General features: G+C 61.7%; 12 protein-coding genes. 5 read left to right on the forward strand and 7 right to left on the reverse strand.

All coding sequences use genetic code 11. The features are described 5' to 3' along the window. Window positions 1-191: 191 nt before the first annotated feature. Entirely contained in the window at window positions 192-812 is a 621-nt protein-coding gene (locus DW171_RS07635) for a helix-turn-helix domain-containing protein (protein WP_118270880.1), read from the forward strand. Between the two features lie 143 nt (window positions 813-955). On the opposite strand, the gene DW171_RS07640 is transcribed toward DW171_RS07635, so the two are convergent. Further along, window positions 956-1,810: a MurR/RpiR family transcriptional regulator gene (locus DW171_RS07640; RefSeq protein ID WP_117634523.1), complete on the reverse strand. Its 855-nt coding sequence runs from the start codon at window positions 1,808-1,810 to the stop codon at window positions 956-958. Window positions 1,811-1,976: 166 nt separating this feature from the next. Beyond that, a complete protein-coding gene (locus tag DW171_RS07645) occupies window positions 1,977-4,568 on the reverse strand; it encodes a glycoside hydrolase family 2 (RefSeq protein ID WP_118270881.1) in 2,592 nt (863 codons plus the stop codon). A gap of 114 nt (window positions 4,569-4,682) precedes the next feature. Here DW171_RS07645 and DW171_RS07650 point away from each other — a divergent pair, with 114 nt between their 5' ends. From DW171_RS07650 to DW171_RS07665, 4 genes are all read left to right on the forward strand, one after another. Beyond that, complete coding sequence (locus DW171_RS07650) at window positions 4,683-5,675, forward strand: AraC family transcriptional regulator (RefSeq protein WP_118270882.1); 993 nt, start codon at window positions 4,683-4,685, stop codon at window positions 5,673-5,675. Between the two features lie 167 nt (window positions 5,676-5,842). After that, window positions 5,843-7,291 carry a glycoside hydrolase family 1 protein gene (locus DW171_RS07655; RefSeq protein ID WP_117800618.1) on the forward strand — a complete coding sequence of 483 codons (1,449 nt, stop codon included), beginning with the start codon at window positions 5,843-5,845 and terminating at the stop codon, window positions 7,289-7,291. A 140-nt stretch (window positions 7,292-7,431) separates the two neighbouring features. Further along, window positions 7,432-7,968 (forward strand): PTS glucose transporter subunit IIA, encoded by a 537-nt coding sequence (locus tag DW171_RS07660; RefSeq protein ID WP_055285321.1) that lies wholly within the window; start codon window positions 7,432-7,434, stop codon window positions 7,966-7,968. Window positions 7,969-8,203: 235 nt separating this feature from the next. After that, complete coding sequence (locus tag DW171_RS07665) at window positions 8,204-8,761, forward strand: hypothetical protein (RefSeq protein WP_117634513.1); 558 nt, start codon at window positions 8,204-8,206, stop codon at window positions 8,759-8,761. Between the two features lie 477 nt (window positions 8,762-9,238). Here DW171_RS07665 and DW171_RS07670 read toward each other — a convergent pair whose 3' ends face one another. The 5 genes from DW171_RS07670 to hypF form a co-directional block, all read right to left on the reverse strand. Beyond that, the gene (locus tag DW171_RS07670; protein WP_233539137.1) at window positions 9,239-9,907 is read right to left on the reverse strand and encodes an HAD family hydrolase; all 669 of its coding nucleotides are present in this window, start codon (window positions 9,905-9,907) and stop codon (window positions 9,239-9,241) included. Between the two features lie 123 nt (window positions 9,908-10,030). Continuing rightward, complete coding sequence (hypE, locus tag DW171_RS07675) at window positions 10,031-11,065, reverse strand: hydrogenase expression/formation protein HypE (RefSeq protein WP_118270884.1); 1,035 nt, start codon at window positions 11,063-11,065, stop codon at window positions 10,031-10,033. Between the two features lie 48 nt (window positions 11,066-11,113). After that, window positions 11,114-12,226 carry a hydrogenase formation protein HypD gene (gene hypD / locus DW171_RS07680; protein WP_118270885.1) on the reverse strand — a complete coding sequence of 371 codons (1,113 nt, stop codon included), beginning with the start codon at window positions 12,224-12,226 and terminating at the stop codon, window positions 11,114-11,116. After that, window positions 12,226-12,486 (reverse strand): HypC/HybG/HupF family hydrogenase formation chaperone, encoded by a 261-nt coding sequence (locus tag DW171_RS07685; protein ID WP_117736746.1) that lies wholly within the window; start codon window positions 12,484-12,486, stop codon window positions 12,226-12,228. The genes hypD and DW171_RS07685 overlap by 1 nt, the downstream gene beginning before the upstream one ends. A 146-nt stretch (window positions 12,487-12,632) precedes the next feature. Next, window positions 12,633-15,074, reverse strand: coding sequence for a carbamoyltransferase HypF (hypF, locus tag DW171_RS07690; RefSeq protein ID WP_118270886.1), 2,442 nt, complete (start codon window positions 15,072-15,074; stop codon window positions 12,633-12,635). Window positions 15,075-15,156: the final 82 nt, after the last annotated feature.

A 15,156-nucleotide genomic window follows, 5' to 3' on the forward strand; every position in this document is an offset into this window, starting at 1 on the left:
GAGACGGGCCCGGGCTGACAATTTCGACTGTAATGGACGTTCTTAAATGACTACTCAGGATGAGTGTCCAAAAATCCGCGCTCGTTCGATTGGCGCATGTCTACGCAGCGTAGGTTGTCGAGCCTGGCCTTCAAATGGATACTGACTGTCGAACCGGTTCACTCCATTTCTTCAATTTGATTGGACAGCCCATGAACCAGACACGGCAAACCAATGCCTCCCATACTTTTTTGGCAGCGCATGCCATCAAGCAGCTGCGCGAAGAGCGCGGCTTCACCCAGCGCGCCCTGGCGGAAAGCCTTGGCGTGACCGATAAAGCCGTCAGCAAGTGGGAATCCGGCCGCGGCCTTCCCGACATTTCCCTCGTTGAGCCTTTGGCCCAGAGACTCGGCATAAGCGTGGCTGAGCTTTTGGCTGGTGACATTCGGGCCAACGCCAACCGTGCAGGCAATATGCTCAAAGGCGTCTTTTACGTTTGCCCTATCTGCGGAAACGTTGTGCACGCGCTCGGAGAAGGCAGCTTTAGCTGCTGTGGCTCCACGATGTTTCCCCAGGAGGCCGAAGAGCCGGACGCGGACCACGCCTTTTCCATCGAGCGCATCGAGGACGATTGGTACGTCACGCTCGATCATCCCATGACCAAGGATCACTACATTAGCTTTGTGGCATATGCGACTATGGACGGCATCTGCTTTAAGAAGCTCTATCCAGAGCAATCGGTGCAGCCGCGCTTCCATATTACCGGGCGCGGCAGGATATATCTTTACTGCAACCAACACGGACTCTTTACGTCGCTGACGCCTCGCAAATAACGGCTGTCTATCCGCCCTCCTCATGCGTTCCCGGGGGACCCAAAATGAGCGTGGATAATCTCCCGGTTTTGGCCTGTGTGCGGGCTCAAAGTGGGAGATTATCCACGCTCGTTATTTGAGTGTCCAATAATCCTCGCTCGTTGTTACTTGAGTCCGGGGAGGCGGGTGTAGGGGAACGAGCGCTCTAAGAACTCGGAGCAGCGGGCGTAATCTTTGGCAAAGTAGCTGCTATAGAGCGAATCGAGTACGTATTGCACGGCGATATGGCTGGCGAACTGCGTGATGCGGTGCGTCATGCTCTCGTGGTCGCTTACCGTGAGATAGGCGGCAAAGCCGGGGTGAATGCGGGCACAGTACGGCGTGCCGATGACGATGACCGGGACATGTCGACTGCTAAGGATCGGCAAGATCTCCTTGAGGTTGGGGGCAAGGCCGCTGTAGGAGATGACGATTGCCACATGGTCGGGACCCGAGGCGAGCGCCGTGCGCACCTGCGCCTCGACGCTGTCGTGGCACGTCGCGCTTTTGCCGGCGGAAAGCAGGCGATCGCGGAACATTCCCGCTGGATACAGGTTATGCGAGCCCGTGTAGATGTCCACGGTGCCGGCGCGCATGATGAGCTTGGCGGCGTGGTCGAGCTGTGCAGGGTCGAGCAGCTCCTGCGTTTCGGCCAAGGTGGTCTGGTAGAGCCCCTCCATGCGCTCCATCACCTGCGCAGGGGCGGAGGTGGCATCGAAGGGAAAGTTGATGTCCACGTCGCGCCGGTTGCCCGCCTCGGTCGCCTGGCGGATGAGCTCGACCTTGAGGTCTTTGAATCCCTCGAGGCCGAGCTTTTTGCAAAAGCGGTGCACGCTCGCGACCGAAACGTTGGCGCACGCGGCAAATTCCTTAATGGAAAGCCCGCGCACATCCTCGCCCATGGCGAGGGCCGTTCGCCCAAGTTGTTGCTCGGTGGGGGTGAGGCTTTTGCCCTGCGTGATCTTTCGCCTGATATCCATATGGCTCCTATGCGTTTGCGTCGCGATAAACCAATCATAGCGATAAATAAAACGTTCGGCTTGGCTGGGAGTTTTGGTCCGCCGGTCTATGAACGACGGACCGCTCGACGCTGCGCGGGCTCAACATAGGGGCGCTGTCCTTGTTGGGCCGTTTGCGCCCGGGGCGTTACCCGAGCACGCGTACGGGCCCCAAGAGACCGCTGGGCTCGGAGGGCTCGGTCATGCCGAACACGTCGGGGACGGCGTGGTCGAGGGTGTTGATGATATCGATCGTGAGCGCGTGCTCGCCGGCTAAAAGTGCGGCGGCCTCAAAGCGGTAAGGCGGACAGATGCGGGTGCCGAGGGATTTGCCGTCGAGGGTGACGGTTGCGGTCTCAAAGACCTCCCCAAGGTCGATGACAGCGCGGCTGGCCGCTTCGCCCAGGACAAAGGAGGCCTGGTAGCGGAACGTGCCGGCCTTGCCGGGGAACTCGGCCGAGGAAAGGTCGTGCAGGTCTGCAAGCTCAACAGACTCGCCAAAGGCATCGGTACCAGGGGCAGAGAAGGCAACCGCCCAGGGCTCGTCGACGCATGTGGCTTCGTCTCCAGCAGTTACCGCGCCGGCGGAACCTGTAGCCCCAAGGACCACGATGCAGCTCTCGTAGGGAGCCAGCTCGAGCGTGCCGTCAAAGGCGGCGGGATCGGTGCCGTTGAGCAGGTCGAGGCGCGCGCCTGCAACGGGTATGCCGTCGGCAAGCGCAATCTGAGTGGAGATACCCTGCTTGGGATGCTCGTTGACGAGCATCAGATAGGTCTCGCCCGCCCGCTCGTAGCGCAGTGCGCGCAGCCAGGGCTGGGACTCGGCACAAACCACGGTCTGCATACCGGCGTCGGCAAGCGTGCCTGCGAGCTCGGCGGTTGCCAGGAGCTTGATGCCGGCGACCGCGGCTGCATCCACGGAGGCAAAGCCCTCGCGGGCTGCAATATCACCGTCGTAGCGCTTGCTCGGCAACTCATCCAGCGCGTACACGGCAACACCTGCGGCTGCGGCGCGCGTGGCAAAGTCGAGCACGGCTCCGCCGACAAACTCGGCTCCGGGCATCACCAGGCAGCGGTATGCCTGGCCGTTCACGCCAAAGCCGCTACCGTCTGCGGCAATTTCAACGGCATAGCGCCCTGCGTCCTCAAATGCCTCTGCCGGCACGATGTCAAAGTCGACCTGCGCGCGCATAAGCTCGGAGGCGGCATGCTGCATAAAGTTCGCCTCGCCTGTCCACTCGGCGTCCGCATGGTAGAGAAGCGCCACCGGGGTCGTTGCGCGCCCGCCGCTCAGTAGGCTCGCCGTACGGTTCATGTAGCTCATGAGCTGCCCAAAGTGTGCAAACTGGGGGTTTTGGCCATGCGCATAGAAATGCGGTGGGCAGTCCCAGTCGGGGAAGGCGGCCACGCTAAAGGCATGCGGCACAAACCAATTGACGCCGCGCACCAAAAAATGATCGGCGATCCACTTCATCTCGCGTAGGCCTTCGTGCCATCCAAATGCGCCAAAGACCTCGGCCATGCAGCGCCCCTGCTTTTTGGGGTCGAGGTGTGCTGCCGAGGAGCCCAGCTTGGGCAGCACGTAGTTATAGAACTCGAGGTCCCACACGCCGCGTCCGTAGCTGTGAAGGCCGCGGTCCATGCCGGGTACCAGCTGGTTGATCACGATGTCGACGCCCGCCATGTCCTGACCGCCCACGGCGCGGAAGTAGTGCCCGGCGCCCACGCCCAGGCGCGCGTGGCAGTCCTTGTCCTCGATAACGTGGCCGATGTACTGCACGCCGCGCGCGCGGCACCAGTCTCCGAGCTGGTCGCAGAAGCACTCCTTATAGAGGGTGCTCGCGATGTCCATATAGACGTGGCGTACGTGCGCGCCGGCTGGCTCGCGGTCCCACAGGTGCGGGAGCTCGGCCAGGTAGCGCTCGCCCAGTGCCGCGCGCAGGCGACGCTCAAGCTCGGCCGACCAGGGTAGGGGCGCGGTGGCCTTGCCGATGAGCGTGTCCGAGATGCCATCGGGGCCCGTGGTGCCCTTCTCGTTGGCAAATCCGGGCTCATCGGAGAAAAAGCCCAGGATCGTCTTGCCAAACTCATCGCCCAGATGCTCGAAATGCGGCTCGTAAACAGCATCGATGAGCTGCGCCACCGAGGCGCGGTCGACCATATTGATGTAGTCCTCGTTGTAGGAGGTCTTGCCGCTCGTGAACATCACGCATGCCTGCGTGAGGCCCGCAGGTGCATCGAAGACCAGGCGGCTGGGGTTGCCGTCTGCATCGTCGATTACTCGGTAAGCGACGTCGACGGGGCTGCCGTCCTGCATAAATGTCACGCCGTAGAAGCGCTCCGTTTTGTCGAGCATGTTGGCGAGTGCGATGCTCGCGGCGGACGTGGGGCCCACGATGTCGAACGTGCGGTGCGTGAGCACGATCTTGCGGAGCTCGGACACGGCCTCCTTGACGGCGCCGTTGGCAAAGCCCGTGGGGAAGTGCGCGTCGTCCAAGATCCAGAGCTTAAGGCCCAGCTGCTTGCACTCGTCAATGACAAAGCGCAAGTCGCGCCACCAGCCCTCGCCGCAAAAATCGGGGTGTGGGCGGCTTTCGAGACAGACCTCGTGGATGTCGGCGCCGGCGATCTTCTCCAGATACTCGGCAATGGTCTTATGGCTCTCGCCCTTCATCCACAAAAACGGAAGCACGTGGTTGTCGTATGTGCCCTCGAGCACCTGCTGGTAGTACGCGGTCATGGATCCTCCTTGGCTCGATCGATCTGCTGTATGGCACAGATTATGGACGTGTCGGCGCACTCTGCTAATATCTGAATCACGACGAACTATGACCAAATCAACGATTGGCAAGCCATGGAGATCGACGAGCTCGAGCGTAGGCTCAGCGAACTGAGCGCCAGTGAGATCGCTTATAAAGACGGCATGGCATTTGATTGGTCGATTATGACCGAGCATGTCGAAATCGACGGATGCCCAGTGCGCAAGATTGGGCAGCCAGGGTTTGCCTATGCCCAGCCCGGCATGCCGCGTGGCCTGACGATAAGGAAAAACTCGCGCTTTAATGCAGTTCCCGAGCACGTGCATGATTACGTGGAGATGAGTTATGTGTATCGCGGGCGCTGCCCGCAGACGGTGGCGGGGGAGAGGCTCGAGTTGCGCCGCAACGAGGTGCTTTTGCTCGACGCCCTTTGCCCTCATGCCGTGGCGGCGCTCGGCGAGGACGACATCATGCTGAGCATGACCGTTTCACGCTCTTTTTTGCGCCGGAGTCTCGAGTCGAGCCTCTCGCGCGAGAGCGCGGTCTCGCGGTTTTTGTTCAACGCGCTCAACAGCGAGACGGACCATCGGGGCCATGTCCGTTTTTACTGCGGCGAGAGCCGTCGGATTCGGCGCTACATGCAGGAGATGCTCTGCGAGCTGTACGACCCGAGCCCCAACGGTCCCGAGATCGTCTTGCGTCTGTTTCAGCTGTTTTTGGTCGAGCTCATGGATTGCTACGAGCGCGAGCTGGTGCGCGGCGCGGCGGACGGCGCGGCGGGGCCCACTGCCCTGGTGACGGGAATGCTCGGCTATATCGATCGCGAATTCGCCGCGTGCTCCCTCGAGGGGATGGCGGCGGAGTTTGGCTTGAGCCCTAATTATGCGACGGCGCTCCTTAAGCGGCATGTGGGCAAGACCTTTAGGCAGCTTGTGCAGGAGCGACGCCTGGTACATGCGGCCGAGCTTCTGCGCGGCGGCGCCACGGCCGGGGCGGCTGCGCATGCGGTGGGCTATGAAAACATGAGCTTCTTCTACCGTAAGTTTCACGACAAGTATGGCTGCACCCCCGCGGCATACCGCCGGTAAGCGCGGGGCGGATCGTCTTCGCTCCTTCGGTGTCAAAAAGTTTCAGCTGCAGCGCTGTTGCAGCGCGCGTCTGCGAAAAGAAGTGTCGGGTTTGGCACCCCTGCCCCTGCCTGTCGCGTGCGTGGGCGATACTCGGCCTATCGACCCGCAATGCAAAGGAGATGCTCATGGCAAACATCAAGTTCCCCGAGGGTTTCTATTGGGGCGGCGCCACGGCCGCCAATCAGTTTGAGGGCGCTTGGAACGTGGACGGCCGCGGTCCTTCCGTCGACGACCATTTCTTGGGTGGCAGCTACAAGGAGCCGCGCCAGATTACGATCGACATCGACCCTAACCGCTTCTACCCCAACCATGACGGCATCGATTTCTACCATCACTACGAGGAGGACATCGCGCTGTTCGCCGAGATGGGCTTCAACATGTTCCGCATGTCCATCTCTTGGAGCCGCATCTTCCCCAACGGCGACGACGCCGAGCCCAACGAGGCCGGCCTCGCCTTTTACGACCGCGTCTTCGACTGCCTGCGCGCTCACAATATCGAGCCGCTCGTGACCCTGTCGCACTACGAGATGCCTTATCACCTGGTCGAGAAATACAACGGCTGGGCGAGCCGCGAGCTCATCGGCTTCTTTGAGAAGTACTGCCAGACCGTCTTCGACCGCTATCAGGACAAGGTCAAGTTCTGGCTCACCTTCAACGAGATCAACTGCGGCACCCAGGACATGGGCAACCTCTTTGGGACCAGCATGATCCAGGGCTTTGAGGGCCCGGCTTCGGCGGTCCACACCACGCCGCAGGCCCGTATGCAGGCCCTGCATCACCAGTTTGTCGCCAGCGGCCGCGTCGTGCGCTATGCCCACGAGCACTATCCGCAGTTTAAGATGGGCAACATGGACTGCTTCATCCTCTCCTATGCCGCCACGTGCGATCCGGCCGACGTGTTCGCCACGCAGCAGGAGATGAATACCATGAACTGGTACTGCTCCGACGTGCAGGTGCGCGGCAAGTATCCGTTCTATGCCAAGCGCTTCTGGGCCGAGAACGATGTCGAGCTTGTGATGGAGGACGGTGACCTGCAGGATATCGCCGACGGCAAGGTCGATTTCTACACCTTTAGCTACTACATGTCCGGCACCGTGGGCACCCACAAGGATCACGAGATGACCGAGGGCAACATGACCTTTGGCGGCAAGAATCCCTATCTGGAGTCCACCGACTGGGGCTGGCAGATCGATCCGCTGGGTCTGCGCATCGCCCTCAACGAGATTTACGCCCGCTACGAGATTCCGCTGATGGTGGTCGAGAATGGCATGGGCGCCTACGATGAGGTCGAGGAGGACGGCTCCATCCACGACCCGTATCGTATCGCCTACTTGCAGAGCCACGTCAAGGCCATGGGCGAGGCCATTGCCGACGGCGTCGACCTGATCGCCTACACCTGGTGGGGCCCCATCGACCTGGTTTCCGCCGGCACCGGCGAGATGCGCAAGCGCTACGGCTTTATCCACGTCGATAAGTACGACGACGGCACCGGTACCTACGAGCGACGCCGCAAGGACAGCTTCTACGCCTACCAGAAGATCATCAAGTCCAACGGTGCCGAGGGCCTGGATTAATCGACAATATGAGTGCCACCGGGGAAAAGCGTTGGGATGGGCTCGCGATTCGAGTCCCCACCTTAGCATTTGAACCATTTGGCACTATAATCACCATAGGCATGCGCACAACGTTGCGCTTAATCAAGAGGAGAAAACGTATGGGTCTGTTTGACATGTTCAAGAAGAAGGCTGAGCCCGCGGCTGCTGCTGCTCCCGCCTCCATCTCTGCTTCTGCCGGCGCCGACGTGCTGTGCTCGCCCGTCAAGGGCAAGGTCATCAAGATGGCCGACGTGCCCGATCCCGTCTTTGGTGGCGAGGTTCTGGGCAAGGGCTGCGCCGTGTGGCCCGAGGACGATCTGGTCTACGCTCCCTGCGACGGCAAGGTGACCGTCACCATGGGTCACGCCGTGGGCCTGCAGTCCGATAGCGGCATCGAGGTTTTGGTGCACGTTGGCGTCGATACCGTCAACATGAACGGTGATGGCTTCGAGGGCTTCGTCAAGGCCGACGACGTTGTGAAGGCTGGCCAGCCCATACTCAAGATCGACCGCGCCAAGATCGCCGCTGCCGGTTACAAGGACTGCGTCGTGGTGGCCGTGTCCAACACCGCCGAGTTTGCCGATGTCGAACTCGCCGTCGAGGCCGACTCCGCTGTCGCCGCCGGCGATGCCATCGTCAAAGTCGTCCGCAAGTAAGCTGCGGCATCCAAAGGGTGTGCAAGGGTGGTCGGGTTATCCGGCCGCCCTTTTTTATTACAATGCGGCGGAACGTTTTATTGCGCGTTGGGCGGACCGGTAAACCGTTCGGACGTTAAATCGAGCCGATTGCGCCTTTGCTTTGCCGGGGGTGTTCGTTATCGGCTAGTATGGCCTTATTGTTACGACGTGCACCGCGTCGGGAAGCGCGGTGCCGCTTGTTGGGAGGAATGTCATGAAGAAGAAGCTGCTGCTTGCGCCCCTGATGGCTGTTCTGGTCGCGTGCGTGGTTGTGCTTTCCGGCTGCGGAGGTCCTTCGGTTGAGGAGCTCATTACCGAGGATCTTACGACGCAGTTTGACGAGGTCAAGAACGGCGGCGACGACTTCCTCGCTGGCCTGGAAGAGGCCTCGGGCGACGAGTTCGAGCAGCTGGGCATCGATCCCAAGGAGTACGCCAAGAGCTATCTCGAGGGCTTTGACTACAAGATCGGCGACGTGACGGTCGACGAGGACAAGGGCACCGCAACTGCCGAGGTCACCATTACCTGCAAGTCCATGAACCAGATCGTTGAGGATTTTGCCACCCAGTATCAGGAGAAGGTCGCCGCGCTCGATTCGATGCCTTCCGATGACGAGCTGTACAAGATGGCCGGTCAGGTTATGGTCGATGTGACCAAGGCTGCTAAGACCAAGGACACCAAGGTCACCTTCAAGTATTCCTGCAATGACGACGGCGAGTGGTCTGCCGACGATTCCGCAACCAACGAGATGATGAATGCCATGATGAGCTAGGGGAGTTACGGCGTTTTGCCAAACGCCGTAACTGTTCGACGCTGCGCGGGCGCCAGAGCGACAACTTGTCATTCAAAGAGGACGGCATGACCAGAAGGTCTATGCCGTCCTCTTTTCATGCCAATTTGTTCGCTCTGGTGCCCGCTCGCTGCCCGTCCTCTACCTGCGGCGTTGCCATGGTAGTCATTGAGGTGGCAGTTGGGGACGTTCCTTTTCTGCCGGCAGTTGGGGACACTCCTTGTATCAACGCCGCATCAAATGCTCGGGAAAATGCGACCCGGTTTTTGGCCGAATTCCGGGTCGCGGTTTCCGGATGGGGTGGGTTGCGGAAACCGCGACCCGGAATATTGCTCTGAAACGGGATGCGGTTTCCCCGACGCGCCTCAAATGGAAAGTGCATCCCATTTCGGAGCTCCAAAACGGGATGCACTTTCCGCGTGGAAGAATTGTCGCAGCTGCGTTAAGCGGTGTCGCTCGCTACTCGCCCAAGATTAGCTCGGCGAGTTCGTCCTGCGTATCTACCACGTAGTCGGCGCCGGCGGCTTCCAGCTCTGCGCGGCCGCGGAAGCCCCAGCTGACGCCCGCGCTCTTAAGGCCGGCGTTGTGGCCGGTCAGAACATCGACATTCGAATCGCCCACATAGAGCGTGGTTGCCGGATCGGCGCCCAGCTCTTTCATCACATGCAACGTGACGGGTGCCTCGGGCTTGGGCGGAAATGCGCCCACACGGCCCTGTACCAGCGCAAAGCGATCGGGGCCAAAGTATTTCTCGATAAGCGGGGCTGCCGAAATATGATCCTTGTTGGTGAGCACGGCAAGCTGAACGCCCGCTGTGCGCAGACGGTCGAGCATCTCAATCGTGCCGGCGTAGGGCGAGGTGTGGTCCTCCTTGTGCTCGCCGTAATAGGCCCTAAACTCGGCAAGCGTCTGCTCAAACATACGGCCGTCGCCCGCGTACTCGGCGGGCATAAAGCGCTCGACCAGCTTAAGCATGCCGTTTCCCACCTTGTAGCGGTACTCGTCCACGGCAAACGTGGGCCAGCCGTGCATCTCGCAGGTGTGGTTGCCGGCGGCCGCCAGGTCCTCGAGCGTGTTGAGGATGGTGCCGTCAAGGTCAAAGATCACGGTGGAAAAAGCTGCTGCCATGAAAGCTCCCGTCATTGGGTTTAAAACGCACCTCATAATACTGGGCTTACGTGTCTGGCGTGGCTGGAATCTGAACATCTCCAGGGTTATCAGGCCATATCGCGCCAGCTGTGCAATTCCGCCCTAGCAAATTCTCGGCAGCTGCTCTCCCACGAGCATGTCGAGGATGCGGGTCGAGCCCCAGCCGGTGCGCACGCGCACGGCGGGACGGGCACCCTCGGCAAGCGGCAGCACGCGACCGATGATGGCGGCATTCTCGCCGTAGCGGGCGGCGCGCATGGCGCTCAACGCGGCATCGGCTTGCTCGGCCGGCACCACGGCGACCATCTTGCCCTCGTTTGCCACCTGTAGCACATCGTAGCCGAGCATCTCGCAGGCGGCTTGCACGTCGGGACGCACGGGCACGGCATCCTCGTCGACCTCCATGGCAACACCGCTGGCCTGGGCAAACTCGTTGAGTGTGGACGCCAGGCCACCGCGCGTGGGGTCGCGAAAGCAACGCGTGCCGGGCGCTGCGGCCAGAACGTCGGCAATCAGGTGGTTGAGCGGCGCGGCATCGCTTTCGATGGTGCTCGAAAACGCTAGGCCCTCGCGTTGGCTCATGATGGCGATGCCGTGGTCTCCCAGTGTGCCCGACACCAGGATGACGTCGCCGGGCCGGCAGTTGGCACCGCTGAGTGTCACGCCTGCGGGCACCTCGCCTACGCCAGCGGTATTGATGTAGACGCCGTCGGCACCGCCACGCTCGACCACCTTGGTGTCGCCGGTGATAATCTTCACGCCTGCCTCATGTGCCGTTTCGGCCATGGTCTGCACAATCTGGCGCAGCTTGTCCATGGGATAGCCCTCTTCGAGGATAAAGCCGCATGAGAGGTAGCGCACGTTAGCGCCCGAGGTCGCGACGTCGTTGACGGTTCCGCATACGGCGAGGCGGCCGATATTGCCGCCGGGGAAGAACTGCGGCGTTACCACAAAGCTGTCGGTCGACATGGCGATTCGCTCGCTTGCGGGCAGCGCGGCGACACCAGCATCGTTGCCCGCAAGCAGCTCGGGCGACCCAAAGGCATCCAGAAAGACCTCATCGATAATGCGCTTCATCATCTGGCCGCCGGAGCCGTGGCCCAGCAGGACAGTGCTATCGGTGGCAGTACGGGACATATCGAAAACTCCAATCGTGGGTGGTGTCAGCATGCGGGCGCGTCCGGGTTAGTCGCGGTAGCGGTAGTACGCCGCGCAGCTGCCTTCGGAGCTCACCATGCACGGGCCGACGGGGTGCTCGGGCGTGCAGGTGCGGCCAAACAATGGGCAGTCGCTCGGCGTGATGGCACCGCGCAGCACGTCGCCGCAGCGGCACCCGCGCGGCTCGACCGTCGCCTCAATGGGCACGTCAAAGCGGGCGCCGGCATCAAAGCGCGCGAATTCGGGTCGGATGGAAAGACCCGAGTTGGCAATCGGTCCCAGCCCGCGCCACGTGGTGTCGCACGGCTCAAACACCTGCTCGACCAGCTGGCGTGCCACGGGGTTGCCGTCAGCGTTGACGCCACGGCGGTAGGCGTTGTCGATTGCGGGCCTGTGCTCGACAACCATCTGGACTAGCATGCTGATGCCCTGCAAGATATCGACCGGCTCAAATCCCGTGACCACGCCGGGGGTCTCGAACTCATCGACCAAAAACCTAAAGGGTGCCAGGCCCGTGATGGTAGCGACGTGACCAGGCAGGATAAAGCCGTCGATGGTCGTCTCGGGGTCGTTGGAGATCGCACGCAGAGCCGGCGGCGTGGTCTTGTGAGCACAGTAGACCGAGAAGTTCTGGAGCCCGCGCGCGTCGGCCTCCAGGATAGCGGCGGCAATGGTGGGCGTTGTGGTCTCAAAGCCGACGCCCATAAAGATGACCGGGCGTTCGGGATTTTGCTCGGCAATGTCGAGTGCGTCGAGCGGAGAGTAGACGATGCGGATGTCGCGCCCCGCCGCCTTTTGCGCGGCAAGCGAGGTGGACGATCCGGGCACGCGCATCATGTCGCCAAAGGTGGTGATGATGGCGCCGTCCATGTTGGAAAGCGCAATTGCGTGATCGATGTCGCGGTTGGCGGTGACGCAAACGGGGCATCCCGGGCCGCTTAGCAGTTTGAGTCCCGTCGGCATAATGGAGCGAAAGCCATAGCGGCCAATGCTCACGGTATGCGTACCGCAGACTTCCATAAGGTTGATGCTGCGGTTGCCGACAAGCTCGTGAATACGATCAATGAGCTCGCGAGCCAGCTTGGGGTCGCGAAATGCCGAAAAGTCGATACCGGAGCGAACCGGCTGCGCCGCCGCCACTAGTATGCCTCGGCCGGGTTGGTGGCGAGCTGGTCCTCTTCGGCCAGCTCGGCCATGGTATTGACGAGTTCGAGTGTCTCTTGGGCTTCCTGCTCGTCGACGATCTGAATGCCAAAGCCGGCGTGCACGAGAATATAGTCGCCTACCTGTGCCGTCGGCACGAGGCGCAGCGAAACGGGGCGCTCGATGCCCATCATGTCGACGGTCGCCTTAAGGTCGTCGTCGCGTTTGACCACTTTACCGGGAACGGCAAGGCACATAATGTTCCCCTTTTATACGTTTTGCGCTGGATAGGCGCCTAATTACCCATCAGTTGATGGTAGCGCTCGCGGGAGTCACGAGCAAACGCGTTACACCTGTGAGACGGCGGCGCGCAGGCTGGCAAAACAGCCTATCGCAATGCTGTCTACGCGAGGCGAGCGCGAGCGATGGCGGCCTGACCGTAGGCGATGCAGCCGTCGTTAACGGGCACGGCGTGGGGGATCAAGACGGCAAGACCGGCGTCTTTGAGTTCGTGGGTAAGGAGCTGAAGCAAAAGCCGGTTCATGAACACACCGCCCGAGAGCGCGACGGTATCGAGGCTTTCGTGATCACAGATCTCGCGTGCGATGTGGGTCGTAGCGTGCGTAATGGCGATGTGAAACCCGAGGGCGAGCCGGTCGGCCGGCGCGCCTGCCTCGATTCCATTCAGAAGAGCTTCGATGAGCGGTCGGGGGTCCAAGATGGGGGAGTCGTCGGCAGACGTGAATACGCCTGTATGATTGCCGTCGAGACGAACGGGCTTACCGTCAAGCGCGCGCCAGGCGGCGGCTTCGAGTTCTATGGCGGGTTCGCCCTCGTAGGTTGCCTTGTCGCAGATGCCCAGAATCGCTGCTGCGGCATCAAAGAGACGCCCCATGCTGCTGGTGCGCGGGCTGTTGATGCCGCGCTCGATCATGGTGGCTGTCACGCTGCGCGTTTGCTCGTCGAGGCTGTCCAAAAGCCGAGCGGCACCCGGGTGCTCGAGCAGGCCGAGCTCACTGAGCAGGGCAAAGGCGTTGCGGCGGGCGTCGCGCACGGAGGCCGCCCCGCCGGGGAGCGCCCAGGTGCGCAGGTGCGCGGCGCGCTCAAAGCCGCCAAGGCCGGCGACAAGGAACTCGCCGCCCCAAATGGTCCCATCGGTGCCGGCGCCGGTGCCGTCAAAGGCGATGCCAAGGACACGCGCGTCGGTTGCAAGCCGGCCTGCGACAATCGCCTCTGCCATTACGCTCGCGATGTGCGCATGATGATGTTGGACTTCGATAAGCGGCAGATTGTGCTCCCGTGCCTGTTCGCGCGCCCACTGGCTCGACAGATAGCTGGGGTGTAAATCGCAGGCCAAGGCGGCGGGCGCCAAGTCAAAGAGATCTTCCAAGCGCGTGCGCGCGGCGTTCCAGGCATCGAAGGTCCCGCCGTTTTCAACATCGCCGATATGCTGCGACACAAAACAGGTTACCTCGCCGTTCGCCCCTTCACGAGTGAGCGCAATCGTCGCCTTTTGCTGCGGGCCGCAGGCGAGGATGCAGGGTACAGTGCCGTCGCATGCCGGCAGCGGTAACGGCTGCGGAGCGTATCCGCGGGCGCGGCGCACGGGCATAACGGCGCCGTCGACCACGCGCACTACAGAGTCGTCGTAGCGCGAGAGGATCGCGCGGTCGTTACCGAGCAACGAGTCGGCGATGCCGGCGGCAATGAGGTGTTTCCAGGCAAGGTCGTCGTCGGTCTCGATGGGTTCTTCGCTCAGGTTTCCGCTGGTCATGACGAGCGCGTGCATACCGCAGACTTCTACCGCGGCAAGCAGCAGATGCTGAAGCGGGGTGTAGGGGAGCATAACACCGAGCTCGGGAAGGTCATGCGCGACGGACGGCGCGAGCGCGAGGGCGTCGGGGGAATCTCCACTCTCGCAAACGGCACGTCGGCGCAGCAGCACAATGGGGCGAATGCTGCCGGTCAGCAAGCCGCGCTCAACGTCGCTGACATGGCACAGGCGTTCAACGTCGGCAAGGTCGCGCACCATAACGGCAAGCGGCTTGTTGCTGCGGCGTTTGCGGCGGCGAAGCTCGGCTACCGCCTGCTCGTTGGAGGCGTCGCATGCCAAGTGAAATCCGCCCAGCCCCTTGATGGCGACGATACCGCCACCGGCCAGCAACTCAACACAGCGGTCGATAATGGCGTCGCTGGCCTCGCGTGTGGTGCCGACGGCCGGTGTCGCGGACGAATTCCCGCACGCATTGCCGTTCACAGCCTCGCGCCACGTAATATGCGGCCCGCAATCAAAGCAGGCATCGGGCTGCGCGTGAAAACGCCGGTCGAGTGGGTCGGCATACTCCGCGGCGCACTTGGGACACATGGGAAAACAATCCATCGAGGTGGCCGCTCGATCGTAAGGCAGCGAGCGGATGATGGTAAAGCGCGGCCCGCAGTTAGTGCAGTTGATAAAGGGGTAGTGATAGCGTCGGTCGGCGGGATCGAACAACTCGCGCAGGCAATCGTCACAGGTAGCGATATCGGGCGAGACGAGCGTCGTGTGCGCGGTCTGGTCCTGCGATGCCACAATGCGAAAGCCCTGCTCACCGGCAGCGCTCCAACCGCCAGGCCCCAAATCCGCAATATCGACTCGCTCAACGCGGGCTGCCGCAGGCGCATGCTCAGAAAGCGCGGCAACAAAAGCATCGAGCGCATCGGCCGGAGCGTGCGCCTCGATATGCACGCCGTCGCCCGCGTTGAGCACCCATCCGCAAATGCCATGCGCCATGGCCTCGCGATACACAAACGGTCGCATGCCAACGCCCTGCACAATGCCCGTCACATGAATATGCACATGCCGCATGCGACACCCCTCATCAAAACCGACCAAAAAGGGACAGGTTTATTTTGGTCGGTAAAACTTCTAAACCTGCCACAACAAACCT

Source organism: Collinsella sp. AM15-2 (genome assembly GCF_003471985.1).
GTDB lineage: Bacteria > Actinomycetota > Coriobacteriia > Coriobacteriales > Coriobacteriaceae > Collinsella.

Excerpts from the sequence above, each read along its gene's own strand:
- DW171_RS07635 (WP_118270880.1), top strand. The coding sequence starts at position 192 with ATGAACCAGACACGGCAAACCAATGCCTCCCATACTTTTTTGGCAGCG.
- DW171_RS07640 (WP_117634523.1), bottom strand. The coding sequence starts at position 1,810 with ATGGATATCAGGCGAAAGATCACGCAGGGCAAAAGCCTCACCCCCACC.
- DW171_RS07645 (WP_118270881.1), bottom strand. The coding sequence starts at position 4,568 with ATGACCGCGTACTACCAGCAGGTGCTCGAGGGCACATACGACAACCAC.
- DW171_RS07650 (WP_118270882.1), top strand. The coding sequence starts at position 4,683 with ATGGAGATCGACGAGCTCGAGCGTAGGCTCAGCGAACTGAGCGCCAGT.
- DW171_RS07655 (WP_117800618.1), top strand. The coding sequence starts at position 5,843 with ATGGCAAACATCAAGTTCCCCGAGGGTTTCTATTGGGGCGGCGCCACG.
- DW171_RS07660 (WP_055285321.1), top strand. The coding sequence starts at position 7,432 with ATGGGTCTGTTTGACATGTTCAAGAAGAAGGCTGAGCCCGCGGCTGCT.
- DW171_RS07665 (WP_117634513.1), top strand. The coding sequence starts at position 8,204 with ATGAAGAAGAAGCTGCTGCTTGCGCCCCTGATGGCTGTTCTGGTCGCG.
- DW171_RS07670 (WP_233539137.1), bottom strand. The coding sequence starts at position 9,907 with ATGGCAGCAGCTTTTTCCACCGTGATCTTTGACCTTGACGGCACCATC.
- hypE (WP_118270884.1), bottom strand. The coding sequence starts at position 11,065 with ATGTCCCGTACTGCCACCGATAGCACTGTCCTGCTGGGCCACGGCTCC.
- DW171_RS07685 (WP_117736746.1), bottom strand. The coding sequence starts at position 12,486 with ATGTGCCTTGCCGTTCCCGGTAAAGTGGTCAAACGCGACGACGACCTT.
- hypF (WP_118270886.1), bottom strand. The coding sequence starts at position 15,074 with ATGCGGCATGTGCATATTCATGTGACGGGCATTGTGCAGGGCGTTGGC.